Origin of the sequence: Rhodococcus sp. ARC_M6, assembly GCF_022810305.1 — a bacterium.
In the GTDB taxonomy this organism is placed as follows: Bacteria; Actinomycetota; Actinomycetes; order Mycobacteriales; family Mycobacteriaceae; genus Rhodococcus_F.
In genome coordinates this window covers 1-17,192 of the sequence record NZ_JALGQH010000009.1, presented here as the reverse complement: position 1 = coordinate 17,192, position 17,192 = coordinate 1, and the positions used below count along the sequence as shown (strand labels likewise).

Below are 17,192 nucleotides of genomic sequence, written 5' to 3'. Positions count from 1 at the left end.
AGAACGATGGTTCGGTGCGTAGTGTGGTCGAGGCTGCCGATGCGCTCGACGATCGGGATTTCCTCGTGATGGTTCGGGCTGTTGTAGAACGTCGACCCGGGTTGTCCGTGATACTGGGTGCGCTTGACGCTGCTGTCTCCAACTCCGGCCGGCTTACTCGCTCCGACCCGATCGTTACCGAGGAAGTTGATTTGGCGGGAACGGTGGTCGAGGTCGACGAAATCATTGACGCGCCGGTGTACTCCGGGACTGTGCCGCCGATACCGGGACCGGATTACACGGAGTCCGGAGTTCCCACGTTCGACCGTGTCCGGGAAAAGATCGAAGGGCGCGTCGGCACGTCGATCGGTTCAGCCGAATTGGCGCACGAGAGCCCAGCCGGGAAGTCCGTCGACGAGCAGTGGGACGAGCGTCAGAAGGCCGCCAAAGTCAAGCTTGAAGAGATTCGTCGATCGATGGGTAAATAGCCGCCGACATAAGTAGTTATGCATTCACTTGCACGATGATGCATAATGATGTGCATGACTGAGGACACGCGCAAGCCGATCAGAGTCGCCGTCGCCGGTGCCAGTGGATATGCCGGTGGTGAGGTTCTCCGTCTGCTTCTCGGGCACCCTTCGTATGCCGACGGCAGCTTGGTGATCGGCTCACTGACGGCCGGCGGCAATGCCGGTTCGACGCTTGGCGAGCATCACCCGCACCTTCTTCCCTTGTCTTCGCGAGTGCTCGAAGAAACCACGGTCGAGATCCTTTCCGGTCACGACGTCGTTTTCCTCGGACTTCCGCACGGCAATTCGGCTCAGTACGCGAAGGCGTTGCCGGAGTCGACGGTCATCATCGACTGTGGCGCAGATTTCCGGCTTCAGGACGGCGCACTGTGGGAAAAGTTCTACAAGAGCCCCCATGCCGGGACCTGGCCGTACGGACTTCCTGAATTGCCTGGCGCGCGTGAGAAATTGGTGGGTGCGACGCGTATCGCCGTTCCCGGTTGTTACCCGACCGCTGCGAGTCTCGCTCTGGCTCCGGCCGTTGCTGCCGGAATCATCGATTCGCACGTCAATGTTGTTGCCGTGAGCGGTACTTCCGGTGCGGGACGGGCTCCGAAGGCTGATCTGCTCGGTTCCGAGGTCATGGGTTCTGTTCGTGCCTACGGCGTCGGTGGAGTTCACCGCCATACTCCTGAAATCATTCAGAACCTCAAGGCGGCCGGCGGCAAGGACATCAGTGTGTCGTTCACGCCGGTCCTCGCACCCATGCCGCGTGGCATCCTCGCGACCTGCACTGCAGCTACCACTGCGACCGAAGAGCAGGCGCGGGAAATCTACGAAAAGGCTTACCGCGACGAGCCGTTCGTTCACGTGCTTCCGGCGGGAGTGTTCCCGCAGACCGGTGCCGTGATCGGATCCAATGCTGTGCAGATCGGTATCACCGTCGATACGGATGCCGGTCAACTTGTAGTCATTTCGGCAATCGACAATCTCACCAAGGGCACCGCCGGTGGCGCTGTGCAATCGATGAACCTCGCCCTTGGTCTACCTGAGACCGCAGGTCTCTCTACCGTGGGAGTAGCTCCGTGAGCACCGAAAATCCGCAGCATATCGACGCCGCAACCGAAGCTGACTTGGTCGACGCGACCGAGGATGACGTGGTCCACGTCGCCGGTGGGCGCCTGCTTCGTACTCAGGGTGTCTCGGCGCCGGCAGGATTCCGCGCGGCCGGAATTGCCGCCGGTATCAAGAAGAGTGGCAAGTCGGACCTCGCGCTGGTGCTCAACGAAGGACCTGACTTGGCTGCGGCCGGTGTCTTCACATTGAACAAGGTGAAGGCTGCCCCGGTGTTGTGGTCGCAGCAGGTATTGACGACGGGCAAGCTCCGCGCGGTGGTGCTCAATTCGGGTGGCGCCAACGCTTGTACGGGTGCCGGCGGTTTCCAGGATGCACACAAGACTGCCGAAGAGGTGGCGTCGGCACTCAGCAACTGGGGTACCGAGACTGGTGCAGTCGAGGTAGCCGTGTGCTCCACCGGTCTGATCGGTGACCGGTTGCCGATGGACAAGGTGCTTGCCGGTGTAACGGAAATAGTGCACGAACTGGCCGGTGGTATTTCCGGTGGTACGGAGGCCGCCTACGCAATCATGACCACGGACACGGTGCCCAAGCAGGCGTCGCTGCACCACGACAACAAGTGGAATGTCGGCGGAATGGCAAAGGGCGCCGGCATGCTCTCGCCCGCTCTCGCCACGATGCTGTGTGTTGTCACGACTGATGCCATTGCCAGCACCGAGCAGCTCGATACCGCTCTGCGTGCCGCCACTCACCTGAGCTTCGATCGTCTCGACGTCGACGGTGCCACCTCGACCAATGACACGGTGCTGTTGTTGGCGTCCGGGGCGAGTGGCGTCGCTCCGAGCCAGGACGAACTGAACGCCGCTGTTCTTGCCGTGTGCGACGACCTCGCCGATCAGATGATGGCCGACGCCGAGGGAGTCACCAAGCGCGTCAAGGTGACCGTTCGCGGTGCCGTCACGGAGTCGGATGCCTTGATCGGTGCCCGGACCGTTGCGCGTGACAGTTTGGTCAAGACTGCACTGTTCGGTTCGGATCCCAACTGGGGACGTGTACTCGCCGCAGTCGGTATCGCTCCCATCGAGCTGGATCCTGATCGAATCAGCGTGTCCTTCAACGGAAATCCCGTCTGCATCGACGGAGTGGGTGCGCCGGGTGCTCGGGAAGTCGACCTCAGCGGTATCGATATCGAACTGGATATCGATCTGGGGATCGGCAGCGAATCGGTGTCGATCCGTACGACGGACCTGTCGCACGCGTATGTCGAAGAGAACTCGGCGTACTCGTCATGACCGAATCTCTGGCCGCGATCAGCGAGCATCAGAAGGCACACGTCCTCGCTGGCGCACTGCCCTGGTTGCAGCGTTTTCGGGACAAGATCGTTGTGGTCAAGTACGGCGGCAACGCCATGATCGACGACGAACTCAAGACGGCTTTTGCTGCCGACATGGCATTCCTCCGCACCGTCGGGATCCATCCCGTCGTGGTTCACGGCGGCGGACCGCAGATCAATGCGATGTTGGCGCGGCTGGGCATGAAGGGTGAGTTCCGCGGTGGTTTCCGCGTGACGACGCCCGAGGTGATGGACGTTGTGCGGATGGTGTTGTTCGGCCAGGTGGGTCGTGAACTCGTCGGTCTGATCAATGCACACGGTCCGTATGCGGTCGGCATCTCCGGTGAAGACGCGCATCTGTTCACGGCGACGCGTCGAACTGTTGCGGTCGACGGGGAGCAGACCGATATCGGACTGGTCGGCGATGTCACGACGGTTAACCCCGATGCAGTGCTGGATCTCATTGCGGCAGGGCGCATTCCGGTGGTCTCGACCATCGCTCCCGACTCTGACGGAGTAGTCCACAACATCAACGCCGATACCGCTGCGGCTGCGCTTGCCGAGGCGATCGGCGCGGAGAAGCTTGTTGTTCTCACCGATGTCGAAGGCCTGTACACGGATTGGCCGGACCGATCCTCACTCGCCAGCGAAATCGACACCGATGCGCTGGCAAAACTTTTGCCGAGCCTCGACGCCGGCATGGTGCCGAAGATGGAAGCCTGCCTGCGAGCGGTTTGCGGTGGTGTTCCGTCGGCGCATGTCATCGACGGAAGGCTCGCGCATTCCGTCCTACTCGAACTTTTCACCGGTGAGGGAATCGGCACGATGGTTGTGCCCGGATCCGACATCGCCGAGCCTGGAGACAACTCATGAGCACGTTGGATATGCAGCAGCGGTGGTCCGCTTCGCTGATGAACAATTACGGCGTACCCCGGATTGCGCTGGTTCGCGGTGAGGGAGCTGTTCTCACCGACGCAGACGGCAAGCAGTACGTCGATTTCTTGGCCGGAATCGCCGTCAACATTCTCGGGCATGCGCATCCGGCGATCATCGAAGCTGTCACACAACAACTTTCGACGCTCGGTCACGTCTCCAATCTCTATGCGAGCGAGCCGGTGATCGAACTGGCAGAGCAGTTGCTCAGCCATCTCGGCGCCGCGACGGGTCGGGCGTTCTTCTGCAACTCGGGCACCGAGGCCAACGAGGCAGCGTTCAAGCTTGCCCGCGCAACCGGCCGCAAGAAGATCATTTCTGCCGAGAACTCGTTCCACGGCCGCACGATGGGCGCGTTGGCACTGACCGGTCAGCCGGCCAAACGGGCACCGTTCGAACCGATGCCCGCCGGCGTCGAATATGTTCCGTACGGCGATATCGAAGCACTCGATCGCGCGGTCGATTCCGATACGGCGGCAGTGTTTCTCGAACCGATCATGGGTGAGAGCGGCGTCGTCGTACCGCCCGAGGGCTACCTGGTCGAAGCTCGCCGGATCACCGCTGAGCGCGGCGCTTTGCTGGTGTTGGACGAGGTTCAGACGGGCATCGGCCGCACCGGCTGGTTCTACGCCCATCAGGCTGTCGGGATCGTTCCGGACGTCATCACGTTGGCGAAGGGGCTCGGCGGCGGAATGCCGATCGGCGCGTGCATCGCAACGGGAGCTGCTGCTGAGCTGTTCGGTCCCGGAAAACACGGGACCACCTTCGGTGGAAACCCGGTGTGCGCGGCCGCCGCCCTCGCGGTCCTGAAGACCATCGCGGACGAGGACTTGATCTCGCGCGCAGACAGTTTGGGTAAGTCCATCACCGCTGGGATCGAGGAGTTGGGTCATCCGCTGGTCGACTACGTGCGTGGCTCGGGCCTGCTGTTGGGCGTCGTACTTACGCAGGATGTAGCTCCCGCCGTGGAAAACGCGGCGCGCGAAGCCGGGTACCTTGTGAATGCAGCAAATCCCGGAGTGATCCGGTTGGCGCCGCCGTTGATCCTGACGGATGAGCAGGCCGAGACATTCGTGGCAGCGCTGCCTGCAATCTTCGACAGTGCATTATCGGCTGATCAGCCGGGGGAGAAGTAACTATCGTGGTGAAGCATTTTCTCAGGGACGACGATCTCACGCCCGCTCAGCAGGCCGAGGTTCTTGCGCTCGCGGCCGAGCTCAAGAAGAACCCGTTCTCACGTCGTCCGCTCGAAGGACCGCGTGGAGTCGGCGTGATCTTCGAGAAGAACTCGACGCGCACACGTTTCTCCTTCGAGATGGGTATCGCGCAGATGGGCGGCCATGCCGTCGTCGTCGACGGTCGGAGCACTCAGCTCGGTCGCGAAGAGACGTTGCAGGACACCGGACGCGTCCTCTCGCGTTACGTCGACGCCGTTGTCTGGCGCACCTTCGGCCAGAAGCGGCTCGAACAGATGGCCGTCGGCGCAACGATTCCCATCGTCAACGCGCTGTCCGACGAGTTCCATCCGTGCCAGGTTCTCGCGGATCTGCAGACATTGATTGAGCAGAAGGGTGAGCTCAAGGGATTGAAGCTGACTTACCTGGGCGACGGTGCCAATAACATGGCGCATTCGCTGATGCTCGGTGGCGTGACCGCCGGTATCGACGTCACAATTGCCAGCCCGGCGGGCTTCGAGCCTGCCGACTGGGTCGTGGCGGCGGCACGTAAGCGGGCCGAGGAAACCGGTGCGACGATCACGCTGACGCAGGATCCGCGAGAAGCAGCAACCAACGCTGACGCCTTGGTCACGGACACCTGGACGTCGATGGGTCAGGAGAACGACGGCCTCGACCGCGTCGGACCGTTCCGTCCCTTCCAGATCAATTCGGAGCTGCTGGGCCTGGCCGCCGCCAAGGCTGTTGTCATGCACTGCTTGCCGGCGCATCGCGGCGAAGAGGTCACCGACGAGGTGCTCGACGGTCCGCAGAGCGTTGTCTGGGACGAGGCCGAAAACCGCCTGCACGCCCAGAAAGCCCTGTTGGTCTGGCTGCTGGAACAGCGAACCGCAGGAACAGCGTGAGCGTCGCTCCCACTCGGGCGGGTCGTCAGTCGCGCATCATCGCGCTGCTGGCGGCGCACCCCGTTCGAAGTCAGACGGAACTGGCGTCGTTGCTCGGGGCCGAGGGCATCGAGGCGACTCAAGCCACCCTCTCTCGCGACCTCGAGGAGTTGGGAGCAGTAAAACTGCGGGCAGCCGACGGCGGTGCCGGGGTGTACGTGGTGCCGGAGGACGGCAACCCCGTACGCGGTGTCTCGGGTGGCACTGATCGTCTGTCGCGGTTGCTCGGTGAGCTGTTGGTGTCCACCGATTTCAGCGGAAACATGGCGGTTCTCCGGACTCCTCCGGGGGCCGCGCACTACCTGGCGAGCGCACTTGATCGTGCCTCGCTGACCGATATCGTGGGGACTATCGCCGGAGATGACACCATCTTCGTGATGGCCCGGGAACCGCTTTCCGGAGCGGAACTCGCGGCCATGATCGAATCCCTAGCCTGACCCCTTATTCTTGACACAAGATATTCAACCTAAGGAGCACAAAAACAATGGCCGATCGCGTCGTACTCGCCTATTCGGGCGGGCTGGACACTTCTGTTGCCATCAGTTGGATCGGCAAGGAGACAGGTGCTGAGGTTGTCGCCGTCGCCATCGATCTGGGGCAGGGTGGCGAGGACATGGAGGTCGTGCGTCAGCGCGCACTCGACTGCGGCGCAGTCGAATCCGTCGTCGTCGACGCTCGCGACGAGTTCGCGGACGAGTACTGCTTGCCGACCATCCAGGCAAACGCTCTCTACATGGACCGTTACCCGCTGGTCTCGGCTATCAGCCGCCCGCTGATCGTCAAGCACATCGTCGAGGCTGCACGCGCACACGGTGGCACCATCGTCTCGCACGGTTGCACCGGCAAGGGCAATGACCAGGTTCGTTTCGAGGTCGGCTTCGCCACCCTCGCTCCTGACCTGTCGGTCATCGCACCGGTCCGCGACTACGCCTGGACGCGCGAGAAGGCGATCAAGTTCGCCGAGGACAACAACATCCCGATCAACGTCTCCAAGAAGTCCCCGTTCTCGATCGACCAGAACGTCTGGGGTCGCGCTGTCGAGACCGGTTTCCTCGAGGACCTGTGGAATGCGCCGACCAAGGATGTCTACGACTACACCGAAGATCCGACCGTCAACTGGAATGCCCCTGACGAGCTGATCGTCAGTTTCGAAGCCGGCAAGCCCGTTGCCATCGACGGCCGCAAGGTCACCGTCCTCGAAGCCATCCAGGAACTCAACAAGCGCGCGGGTGCCCAGGGCGTCGGCCGTCTCGACGTCGTCGAGGACCGTCTCGTCGGTATCAAGAGCCGCGAGATCTACGAAGCTCCCGGCGCGATGGTTCTCATCACCGCCCACCAGGAACTCGAGCACGTCACCCTCGAACGCGAACTCGGTCGCTACAAGCGTCAGATGGAGCAGCGTTGGTCCGAGCTGGTCTACGACGGCCTGTGGTTCTCGCCCCTCAAGGATGCACTCGATACGTTCGTGGCCAAGACGCAGGAACGCGTCACCGGCGACATCCGACTCTTCCTGCACGGTGGAGCAATCACGGTCAACGGTCGTCGTAGCCCCGAGTCGCTCTACGACTTCAACCTCGCAACGTACGACGAGGGCGATACATTCGACCAGTCCGCATCGAAGGGCTTCGTCGAGATCCACGGCCTGTCCTCGAAGGTCGCGGCAAAGCGCGATCTGGGCCTGTAAGCAATGACGGCACACGGCACGAATGAAGGTGCCCTGTGGGGCGGACGGTTCGAATCCGGACCGGCCGCCGCCATGGCAGCGCTGAGCAAGTCGACTCATTTCGATTGGGTACTGGCTCCGTACGACGTTCGGGCGTCGCAGGCTCATGCCCGCGTGCTCAACAAGGCCGGTCTCCTGAGTGAGGCCGATCTCGCGACCATGCTCGACGGTCTCGAGCAGCTCGGGGCTGACGTCGCGAGTGGCGCCTTCGGCCCGAGCGAGTCGGACGAGGACGTGCATGGCGCGCTCGAACGCGGCTTGATCGAGCGTGTCGGTCCTGAGGTCGGCGGACGTCTGCGTGCCGGTCGTTCACGTAACGACCAGGTGGCGACACTGTTCCGCATGTGGCTCCGTGACGCGGTTCGCCGTATCTCGACCGGTGTGCTCGACGTGGTCGATGCTCTGGCTGGACAGGCTGCTGCGCATCCGGATGCCGTGATGCCGGGCAAGACGCACCTGCAGGCTGCTCAGCCGGTGCTGCTCGCGCATCACTTGCTGGCTCATGCGCATCCGCTTCTGCGTGATGTTCAGCGCCTGCGGGACTTCGACGTGCGAGCTGCGGTGTCCCCGTACGGTTCTGGCGCCTTGGCTGGTTCTTCACTCGGACTCGACCCCGAAGCTATTGCGGCAGAACTGAAGTTCGACAGCTCGGCAGAAAACTCGATCGACGCCACGGCGTCGCGCGACTTTGCCGCCGAGGCTGCATTCGTGTTGGCGATGATCGGTGTCGATCTCTCACGGATGGCCGAAGAGGTCATCATCTGGAGCACACCGGAATTCGGCTACATCACGCTTGCCGACGCTTGGTCGACGGGTTCGTCGATCATGCCGCAGAAAAAGAATCCGGATGTCTCGGAACTGACGCGCGGTAAGTCGGGTCGCTTGATCGGTAACCTCACCGGACTGTTGGCGACGCTCAAGGCTCAGCCTTTGGCGTACAACCGGGATCTGCAGGAAGACAAGGAACCGGTTTTCGATTCGGTTGCTCAGCTCGAAATGCTGCTTCCGGCCATCACCGGTCTGGTGCAGACGCTCGAGTTTCATACCGCGCGCATGGCGGAGTTGGCTCCGGCCGGTTTCACCTTGGCGACAGATATCGCGGAATGGATGGTCCGTCAGGGCGTTCCGTTCCGCGTGGCCCACGAAGCGGCCGGCGCGTGTGTGCGGGTTGCCGAGGCACGGGGCGTTGGACTCGAAGATCTGACGGACGAAGAACTGGCCGGTGTCGACAGTGCGTTGACGCCGGCAGTGCGCGAGGTTCTGACCGTCGAGGGTTCCATCGCGTCGCGTAACGCACGCGGCGGAACCGCCGGGGTTCGGGTAGCCGAGCAACTTGACGGCGTCCGTGCGCTCGCGCAGTCGCTGCGGGAGTGGTCGCTTTAGGTTCTAAGGTCACTGTCTTACGCGGTCAGGGAGCATTTTGTGCTCCCTGACCGCGTATTTGTTTTCCGGGCCAGTAGGCTAATTGCGCTTGAGACAAATGCGACCGACCTGATGTTGCAAGTAACTTGGGAGTGTAATGGTGGGATTGAATTCCAAGTCAGTGCTGGGCCCTCTTCGGCGGGTGGTTGCGACAGCACAGAACGGCCTCGAAGTTGTTCGTCTGGGTGGGCTCGAGACGGATCTGACGACGTCGCCGTTCGAGATTGTCGAACGCGCGCCGATGTACCGCCTGCGACGATATTTTCCTGATGCTGATCCCGCGGTGGCCGGTCCGCCTATCGTGTTGATTCCGCCGATGATGATGTCGGCCAACGTGTACGACGTCACCCGGGATCAGGGTGCCGTCGGCATTCTGCACGGGATGGGACTCGATCCTTGGGTTGTCGACTTCGGGTCGCCGGACGCCGAAGAAGGTGGCTGGGACCGTAATCTCGCCGACCACATCGTTGCGCTCAGCGACATCGTCGACCACGTCCACCGTCACACCGGCAAAGACGTTCACCTCTCCGGGTACTCACAGGGTGGAATGTTCGCCTATCAGGCGGCCGCGTATCGGCGCAGTCGAAATATCGCCAGCGTCATCACTTTCGGAAGCCCCGTGGATACGTTGGCGGCGCTGCCGTTCGGTATCCCGGCTGGGATCGCCACGTGGGGTGCCGATTTCCTGGCCGATCACGTCTTCAACAGACTCGCGGTCACCGGCTGGATGGCCCGCACCGGCTTCCAATTACTCGATCCGGTCAAGACCCTCAAGATGCGTGTGGATTTTCTCCTGCAGCTTCACGATCGTGAAGCGCTGCTTCCGCGTGAACAGCAACGACGCTTCCTGGCCACCGAAGGGTGGGTCGGCTGGTCCGGGCCGGCAGTTGCCGAACTCCTCAAGCAGTTCATCGTGCACAACCGGATGATGTCCGGTGGCTTTGTCATCAAAGATCAAGTGGTGTCGCTCGCCGAGATCACCTGTCCCATTCTGGCGTTTGTCGGCGAGGTCGACGACATCGGCCAGCCTCAGGCGGTCCGCGGCATTACCCAGGCAGCGCCGCGTGCTGACGTCTACGAATCGACGTTACGTGCAGGGCATTTCGGTCTGGTAGTCGGTTCCATCGCCGCAACCCACACGTGGCCGACTACTGGGGAATTTGTGCAGTGGACCGAACGGGGTGGGACACTCCCGGATCGTGTCGATCACATGCCCCAGGGTCCGTACCCCGAGGACGAGACCGGTGTGTCGATCAGCAATCGGATCATCCACACCGTGGCATCTGTCGCGGAGGTCGGCGTCGGAATGACCAAGGGTATCAGTGACTTTGCTGCCGGTGCGCTGCGCGGAACCTTCGAACTGTCCGGTGAAGCCGCCCGAGCGTTGCCGAGGTTGGCCAGGTTGAACCAGATTCAGCCGCACACCAAGATTTCGCTCAGTCAGCTTCTGGCAGAACAACGCCGTAAGGCGCCGGCCGGAGAGTGCTTCCTCTTCGACAATCGCGTTCACACCTATGAAGCCGTTAATGCCCGTATCGACAACGTCGTTCGCGGTTTGATATCCGTCGGCGTGCGTCCGGCAGCTCACGTCGGCGTGCTGATGGAGACACGTCCCAGTGCGCTTGCGGCAATCTCGGCGCTCTCGCGACTCGGTGCTGTCGCCGTTATGCTCCCGCCGGGCGGCGACGTAGCCACTGCCGTCAAACTCGGATCGGTAGACCGAATCATCACCGATCCGGAGAACATCGAAGCTGCGGTCACGCTCGGGCGGCCGGTTCTGGTGCTGGGCGGGGGCGATGCGCGCGGACTGACCGTCGATCCATCCCACGACGTGATCGATCTCGAACAGATCGATCCGGCGGCGGTGAACCTGCCGGGTTGGTACCGGCCGGATCCAGGCATCGCGCGCGAACTCGCGTTCATTATCTTCGCGGAGTCCGGTGGCGAACTCGAAGCGAAGCAGATCACCAACTATCGTTGGGCGCTTTCCGCGTTCGGTACGGCGACTGCCGCCGACCTCGATCGCGGTGACACTGTCTATTGCCTTGCACCCCTGCATCATTCGTCGAGTTTGTTGGCGACTATCGGTGGCGCTATGGCGGGTGGATCCCGGATTGCACTGTCGCGGGGACTTGATCCAGCGCGTTTCGTGGAGGAGATTCACCGTTACGGAGTGACCGTCGTCAGTTACACATGGTCGATGATGCGCCAGATTCTGGACGAAGAACTGTTGTTGCTCGACGGCAGTCATCCGGTACGGCTTTTCATCGGTTCGGGCATGCCACAAGGGCTGTGGAAGAGGACCACCGAAGCGTTCGATCCGGCTCAGATCCTCGAGTTCTACGCGTCCACCGAGGGTGACGTCATTCTCGCCAATGTGGCCGGATCCAAGATCGGATCCAAGGGTCGTCCGTTGCCTGGTAGCGCCCGAGTTCGGCTCGCGGCCTACGAACCGCTCAGCGGTCGACTCCTCGAAAACGAGGACGGATTTGTTCGCGAATGCGCCGACGACGAGGTCGGATTGTTGCTTGGGCGAGCAGGAATGAACGCTGATCTGTCCGGCGGTGCAATGCGAGGTCTGTTCGAGGCCGGTGATTCGTGGATTCCGACCGAGAACCTGTTCCGACGCGACTCCGACGGCGACTACTGGTTGGTCGACCACAAGCACACGGTCATGTCGACGGTTCGCGGCGCGGTTTTCACGGCTCCGATCGTCGACGCTCTGTCAAGGGTTCCTCGGGTGGACCTTGCTGTTGCCTACGCGATCGGTCAGGCCCCCTATCAGTTGGCGGTGGCGGCGGTGACGTGGCTGCCGGGTCGGCAATTCCGCTCGGCGGAACTCGCCGAGGCGTTGTCGAAACTCGATTTCGACGCTCGTCCGGACATTGTTCACGTCGTTGACAGCATTCCGGTGGGTTCGTCGTATCGCCCGAGCGCGACGGCGCTCATCGCGGCGGGTGTGCCTGCGCCGGGTCCTCGGACCTGGTACTTGGACTCCGAAACCCAGTCGTACAAGCGGCTGACCAAGGCCGTTGCGGCTCAATTGATGCCGACGAGGGTGGGTACGGGGTCTCGGTGAGTGGTTCGACGGTGTTCGGCGGGTAGCCTGAACACGCTCAGTTCGTGTTCGGTTCGAGAGGAAAAACGTGGCTATTGATTCGACGTTGCTCAGCATTCTGGCCTGCCCGCAAGACAAGGGCCCGCTGTTGCTGGTCGGGGACAAGCTGCTCTACAACCCTCGCCTTCGGCGCGCCTACCCGATCGAGAACGGCATCCCGGTGCTGTTGATCGACGAGGCTCGTGACGTTGCAGATGACGAGCATGAGCAGTTACTTGCACAGTCCGGCGCAGCCGACGGTCTGGCTTAGATCGGGAGTTCTCCCGTGAGATACCGCTGGAGGTTGGGAGCCACCAGCGGTATGAGCGCGTCGACGCTCAGTGATTTCAGCGGATCGAGCTCGAGAATGTAGCGCGTCATCAAAAGCCCCGCGATCTGCGACGCGACCAATTCCGCTCGAAGCAGTCCGCTCCCGGGCGGCGTGTCCACTCGCGGGATGATGTCGCGCAAGACGATGTTCAGTAGGAAGCTCTGGATCAACTGTGATCCGTCGCCTGAAATCGCAGATCGAAATGCAGCGAGAACGGCGTCGCGGTGTTCGGATTCCCAGACGCCGATCACCGCCGTCAGCAGCGTGGCGCCCAGTTGTTCGTTCGTTGATGCCTGAACCGGCGCGAGGACGATTCTCGGATCCAGCGGTAGCGCGATTGCAGCTGTGAACAGCTGTTCCTTGCTACCGAAATAGTGGTGGATCAAGGCCGGGTCGACCTCGGCGTCCAAGGCGATGGATCGGATTGTCGCCTGCCGGAATCCGTTCCGTGAAAATGCGCGTCGGGCGCTCTCGAGAATCTGTGTTCGAGTTTCGGACTTGCCGGGGCGCCGGCCGGATCGCGCCGTGATGTTCATGGTGTTCGGCGATCGAGGGTAGCTGCTGCCAGCGATAACGCTGCGGCGGCAAAACCAGCCATGATTGCGAGGTCACGCCACATCTGGCCGGTGGCGTCAGCGTGAATCGACACCTGTTCGAGCGCGTCGACGGCGTAACTCAGGGGGAGTACGTTGCTGATCCATTCAAGCCACGTCGGTAGTTGATCACGGGGTACGAACAGTCCGCACAGGAATAGTTGGGGAACCACCACGACGGGCATGAATTGAACCGCTTGGAACTCGGTTCTGGCAAAGGCACTGGCCAGCAGGCCGAGGGCGACTCCGAGGATTGCGACTAGAACAGCGATCACGATCACCCAACCCAGACTGCCGGCGATAGTCAGCCCCAGGAATCCGAACGCGACGGTGCACGCGAGAGCCGCCTGAGCCGCTGCAGACAGTGAGAATGCGGCCGCATATCCGGCCAGCAGATCCAATTTGCCCATTGGCGTTGTCAGCAGGCGTTCGAGAGTGCCGGAACTCCGTTCCCGTTGCATGGCGATGGAGGTAACCAGAAACATCACGACAAAGGGAAGGATCCCGAGCATGGTGATGGCGACGCGTTGAAAGATCGAAGTCTGACCGGGTGGGGTCGGCACGTCCTGGTAGAGGAAGTACAGGAGGACCATCAGGAGCGTCGGAACCAGCAGGATCATCGCGACCGTGCGGTGATCCTGGCGTAGCTGCAGGAGGATTCTTCGCGTTGTTGATCCGAAGATGTTGACACTCATGATATTTCGCCTCCGACGGGTGAAGTTCGGATCAATTCGAGGAATGCGTCTTCCAGGCGCTCGCACCGGGTTTTGGCGCGAAGTTGATCGGGAGTGAGGTGCGCCAGAAGGTAGCCGTCGCGCATCAGGATCAGCTGCGCGCAGTGATCTGCTTCGTCCATGACGTGACTCGACACCAGGAGCGTTGTGCCGTGTTTGGCGAGTTCGGCAAATCGTTCCCACAGTTCGACGCGAAGTACCGGATCGAGCCCGACCGTCGGCTCGTCGAGAACCAGCAATTCAGGGTCGGCGACCAGAGCGCACGCGAGAGATACCCGAGTTGCCTGTCCGCCGGAGAGGTCTGCGGCGAGCTGGTGTGCATTTTGGGTGAGGCCGACGGTATCTATCGCTGCGCGAACATCAGCCGCGGACTTGCCGTAGAGCGCGCCGAAATACTGGACATTGCGGGTGACCGTCAGATCTCCGTAGACGCTGGGGGATTGGGTGACATAGCCGACGCGGCGCCGAAGAGCGGCCGACCCGGCATCGTCGCCCAGGACCTTGACGTCTCCACTTTCGACGATCTGAGTTCCGACAATCGTGCGCATCAGCGTTGTTTTTCCGCAGCCGGACGGACCGAGAAGTCCGGTGATGGATCCGCTGGCAACCTGAAGGTCGATCGAGTGGAGGACCTCGTTCTTTCCGCGGATTACGCGAAGACCTCGAATGTCGATTGCTGGTTTCGTGGTCACTGTGTGCCTCACTTCCAGTAATTCATCACTTGATGAATTATGTGACGCGGCGCACCCGGGAGTCAACGGTTGGGCACAATTGAACAGGTGAGCATCAAGGTTCTGGCGGACGTGACGAGTCCCCGCGAAGCGGGCTTGATCATTCTGGGTTCAACACTGACGGTCGACGACGTGGCGCTGCGAATAGTCGAGGTGGAGGCATACGGCGGGGAGAAGGTCGGGCCCTGGCCGGACCCGGCCGCGCACTCGTATCGAGGGCAAACGCCGCGGAATCGGGTGATGTTCGGGCGGGCGGGGTTGCTCTACGTCTACCGCAGCTACGGAATGCACTTCTGTATGAACATTTCTTACGGACCCACGGGAGTCGCTGGTGGTGTATTACTCCGGGCTGCTGAGGTTGTGGCCGGAGATGACGTCGTCAAGGAACGACGCTCCCGTGCTCGGCACAAGTACGACTGGGCGCGCGGGCCAGGCAATCTCGGCTCGTCCGTGGGAATCTCGTTGGCGGACAATGGATTGGATGTCTTCGATCCGACTTCGCGGGTGCGTTTGCAGTTGGGAGAAGCGGAGATCTGGAGTGAAGGCCCCCGAGTGGGAGTCAGTACGGCGGCGGACATTCCCTGGCGACTGTGGATTCCGGATTCTTCCGCCGTGTCCGCCTACCGTCGAAGCCCGCGAGCGCCTGCTGATTCGTAGAGGTGGGATGATCGACCCCGTGACTGAGAATATTCTCGACGAACTGACCTGGCGGGGACTGATCGCCCAATCAACCGATCTCGACGCATTACGTAAGAATCTCGAGGCGGGACCGATCACGCTGTATGCCGGGTTCGACCCCACCGGGCCGAGCTTGCACGCCGGTCACCTCGTTCCTCTGCTCGCTCTCAAGCGTTTCCAGCGTGCCGGCAACCGTCCGATCGTTCTCGCCGGCGGTGCAACCGGACTGATCGGCGATCCCCGCGACGTCGGAGAACGCACGATGAACTCCGCGGATACCGTCGCGGACTGGGCTGGGCGCATCCGCGGCCAGCTGGAACGTTTTGTCGACTTCGACGATTCTCCGACCGGCGCGGTCATCGAGAACAACATGAACTGGACCGGCAAGATGTCGGCCATCGACTTCCTGCGGGACATCGGCAAGCACTTCTCGGTGAACGTCATGCTTGCGCGTGACACAGTCAAGCGCCGCCTCGAATCCGATGGAATGTCGTACACCGAGTTCAGCTACATGCTGCTCCAGGCAAACGACTACCTACACCTGCAGCGCGATCTCGACTGCAGCTTGCAGGTCGGCGGTTCGGATCAGTGGGGCAACATCATCGCCGGCGTCGAGCTCAACCGTCGGGTTGACGGCAAGAGCGTCCATGCAATGACCGTTCCTCTCGTGACGTCTGCCGACGGCAAGAAGTTCGGCAAATCAACCGGCGGCGGCAGCTTGTGGCTCGATCCGGAAATGACCAGCCCTTACGCCTGGTACCAGTACTTCGTGAACACCGGCGACGCTGATGTCATCAAGTACCTGCGGTGGTTCACGTTCCTCGGTGCCGAGGAACTCGCGGAACTCGAGATCGCAACAACCGAGCGTCCCCATGCCCGCGAAGCGCAGAAGCGACTAGCAGCAGAGATGACGACGCTCGTGCACGGCGAACACAACACCCGGTCTGTGGAGCTCGCCAGCCAGGCATTGTTCGGAAAGGCAGAGCTGAGCGAGCTCGACGAGTCGACACTCGCCGCGGCGTTGAAGGAAGCATCGGTCAGTGAGTTGGCTCCGGGGGAGCCGCGCACGATCATCGACCTTCTTGTCTCCAGCGGTTTGTGTGAAAGCAAGGGAGCTGCTCGACGCGCAGTGAAGGAAGGTGGCGCCTCGGTGAACAACCAGAAGGTCTCCGCCGACGATTGGGAGCCGGCCGCAACTGATCTGCTGCATGGCAGTTGGTTGGTCGTCCGCCGCGGAAAGCGCAACTTTGCCGGCGTGAAGGTACTGCCGAACTGACGTGTGTGGGGTCACAGTTGCCGAAAGTGGCTCCTGGGACCGCTGGTAGCTCGCTCGCGAGCGAGCTACCAGCGGATTTAACCCAACGGACATCTGCGACCTGGGAGTTTGACGCTCAGTTTTCCGTCGCGTAACTTTGTCCAAGTCAGAGCGACACGGACACCAACCCCGACCGAGAGGTCGGGGACACGCGGTTGGACGAAGTCGGAGACAGTCGCTTAGTCAAATCTTCTACGGTTTGACTGGTGAAGCACTGAATACGGGAACTTGCTTCCCGGTGGTGCACAAGCTAAAGTATAAAGCCTGCCCCGGAGCGTTCAACCTTGGTTGAAGCGAAGGTGTGCGCGTGTTCTTTGAGAACTCAACAGTGTGTCGATGAATGTCAGTGCCAAATTTTTGGTACTTCACATCGCGAATGATGTTCCGGGCCTTACGGTTTCGGTGCTGAGTGAGGGGTGTGAGTATTTTTCGTCGATGATTCGTTCATTCTTCCGTCTGAACGGTTGTCGACACATTTTTGCTAGTTGAGTTTTTTTGCTAGTGATTTGACTCTTATTTGTCTATGACTGATTAGTGGGCTTGCCCACGAAATCTAGAGTCTTCAACGGAGAGTTTGATCCTGGCTCAGGACGAACGCTGGCGGCGTGCTTAACACAT

At 61.5% G+C, this 17,192-nt stretch carries 16 protein-coding genes; 13 read left to right on the top strand and 3 right to left on the bottom strand.

The features are described from left to right. The first annotated feature begins 203 nt into the window (after positions 1–203). The 11 genes from MTX36_RS30545 (at position 204) to MTX36_RS12220 (ending at position 12,463) form a co-directional block, all read left to right on the top strand. Complete coding sequence (locus MTX36_RS30545; RefSeq protein ID WP_243620140.1) at positions 204–467, top strand: PspA/IM30 family protein; 264 nt, start codon at positions 204–206, stop codon at positions 465–467. 54 nt (positions 468–521) lie between these two features. Continuing rightward, a complete protein-coding gene (gene argC, locus MTX36_RS12265; RefSeq protein ID WP_243620022.1) occupies positions 522–1,577 on the top strand; it encodes an N-acetyl-gamma-glutamyl-phosphate reductase in 1,056 nt (351 codons plus the stop codon). A gap of 44 nt (positions 1,578–1,621) precedes the next feature. Next, positions 1,622–2,857, top strand: coding sequence for a bifunctional glutamate N-acetyltransferase/amino-acid acetyltransferase ArgJ (gene argJ / locus MTX36_RS12260; protein WP_243620139.1), 1,236 nt, complete (start codon positions 1,622–1,624; stop codon positions 2,855–2,857). Continuing rightward, positions 2,854–3,771 carry an acetylglutamate kinase gene (gene argB, locus MTX36_RS12255; protein ID WP_243620021.1) on the top strand — a complete coding sequence of 306 codons (918 nt, stop codon included), beginning with the start codon at positions 2,854–2,856 and terminating at the stop codon, positions 3,769–3,771. Before argJ ends, argB begins: the two co-directional genes overlap by 4 nt. Further along, positions 3,768–4,967, top strand: a complete 1,200-nt coding sequence (locus MTX36_RS12250; protein ID WP_243620020.1) for an acetylornithine transaminase — start codon at positions 3,768–3,770, stop codon at positions 4,965–4,967. The genes argB and MTX36_RS12250 overlap by 4 nt, the downstream gene beginning before the upstream one ends. A gap of 5 nt (positions 4,968–4,972) precedes the next feature. Continuing rightward, entirely contained in the window at positions 4,973–5,911 is a 939-nt protein-coding gene (gene argF / locus MTX36_RS12245) for an ornithine carbamoyltransferase (RefSeq protein ID WP_243620019.1), read from the top strand. Then, positions 5,875–6,387 (top strand): arginine repressor, encoded by a 513-nt coding sequence (locus MTX36_RS12240; protein WP_206042441.1) that lies wholly within the window; start codon positions 5,875–5,877, stop codon positions 6,385–6,387. Before argF ends, MTX36_RS12240 begins: the two co-directional genes overlap by 37 nt. A 47-nt stretch (positions 6,388–6,434) precedes the next feature. Next, complete coding sequence (locus MTX36_RS12235) at positions 6,435–7,634, top strand: argininosuccinate synthase (protein WP_094273447.1); 1,200 nt, start codon at positions 6,435–6,437, stop codon at positions 7,632–7,634. A 3-nt stretch (positions 7,635–7,637) separates the two neighbouring features. Beyond that, the gene (gene argH / locus MTX36_RS12230) at positions 7,638–9,056 is read left to right on the top strand and encodes an argininosuccinate lyase (protein WP_243620018.1); all 1,419 of its coding nucleotides are present in this window, start codon (positions 7,638–7,640) and stop codon (positions 9,054–9,056) included. A 136-nt stretch (positions 9,057–9,192) separates the two neighbouring features. Next, positions 9,193–12,174 carry an acyl-CoA synthetase gene (locus MTX36_RS12225; protein WP_243620017.1) on the top strand — a complete coding sequence of 994 codons (2,982 nt, stop codon included), beginning with the start codon at positions 9,193–9,195 and terminating at the stop codon, positions 12,172–12,174. Between the two features lie 67 nt (positions 12,175–12,241). After that, on the top strand, positions 12,242–12,463 hold the full coding sequence (locus MTX36_RS12220) for a Trm112 family protein (RefSeq protein WP_243620016.1): 222 nt from the start codon (positions 12,242–12,244) through the stop codon (positions 12,461–12,463). Here the strand turns inward: MTX36_RS12220 and MTX36_RS12215 are convergent. Genes MTX36_RS12215 through MTX36_RS12205 form a run of 3 tightly spaced genes read right to left on the bottom strand, consistent with a single transcriptional unit; the run spans position 12,460 to position 14,542 of the window. Beyond that, positions 12,460–13,059 carry a TetR family transcriptional regulator gene (locus MTX36_RS12215; protein ID WP_243620015.1) on the bottom strand — a complete coding sequence of 200 codons (600 nt, stop codon included), beginning with the start codon at positions 13,057–13,059 and terminating at the stop codon, positions 12,460–12,462. The genes MTX36_RS12220 and MTX36_RS12215 overlap by 4 nt on opposite strands. Further along, positions 13,056–13,811 carry an ABC transporter permease gene (locus MTX36_RS12210; protein WP_243620014.1) on the bottom strand — a complete coding sequence of 252 codons (756 nt, stop codon included), beginning with the start codon at positions 13,809–13,811 and terminating at the stop codon, positions 13,056–13,058. Before MTX36_RS12210 ends, MTX36_RS12215 begins: the two co-directional genes overlap by 4 nt. Beyond that, positions 13,808–14,542: an ABC transporter ATP-binding protein gene (locus MTX36_RS12205; RefSeq protein ID WP_243620013.1), complete on the bottom strand. Its 735-nt coding sequence runs from the start codon at positions 14,540–14,542 to the stop codon at positions 13,808–13,810. Before MTX36_RS12205 ends, MTX36_RS12210 begins: the two co-directional genes overlap by 4 nt. Before the next feature lie 87 nt (positions 14,543–14,629). Between MTX36_RS12205 and MTX36_RS12200 the strand changes: the two genes are divergently transcribed. Both MTX36_RS12200 and tyrS read left to right on the top strand, forming a co-directional pair. Further along, positions 14,630–15,238, top strand: coding sequence for a DNA-3-methyladenine glycosylase (locus MTX36_RS12200; protein ID WP_243620012.1), 609 nt, complete (start codon positions 14,630–14,632; stop codon positions 15,236–15,238). Between the two features lie 19 nt (positions 15,239–15,257). After that, complete coding sequence (tyrS, locus tag MTX36_RS12195; RefSeq protein ID WP_094275062.1) at positions 15,258–16,535, top strand: tyrosine--tRNA ligase; 1,278 nt, start codon at positions 15,258–15,260, stop codon at positions 16,533–16,535. Positions 16,536–17,192: the final 657 nt, after the last annotated feature.

Coding starts and splice junctions, on each gene's coding strand:
- MTX36_RS12225 (WP_243620017.1), top strand. CDS start 9,193: ATGGTGGGATTGAATTCCAAGTCAGTGCTGGGCCCTCTTCGGCGGGTG.
- MTX36_RS12235 (WP_094273447.1), top strand. CDS start 6,435: ATGGCCGATCGCGTCGTACTCGCCTATTCGGGCGGGCTGGACACTTCT.
- MTX36_RS12210 (WP_243620014.1), bottom strand. CDS start 13,811: ATGAGTGTCAACATCTTCGGATCAACAACGCGAAGAATCCTCCTGCAG.
- MTX36_RS12250 (WP_243620020.1), top strand. CDS start 3,768: ATGAGCACGTTGGATATGCAGCAGCGGTGGTCCGCTTCGCTGATGAAC.
- argH (WP_243620018.1), top strand. CDS start 7,638: ATGACGGCACACGGCACGAATGAAGGTGCCCTGTGGGGCGGACGGTTC.
- argB (WP_243620021.1), top strand. CDS start 2,854: ATGACCGAATCTCTGGCCGCGATCAGCGAGCATCAGAAGGCACACGTC.
- argC (WP_243620022.1), top strand. CDS start 522: ATGACTGAGGACACGCGCAAGCCGATCAGAGTCGCCGTCGCCGGTGCC.
- MTX36_RS12215 (WP_243620015.1), bottom strand. CDS start 13,059: ATGAACATCACGGCGCGATCCGGCCGGCGCCCCGGCAAGTCCGAAACT.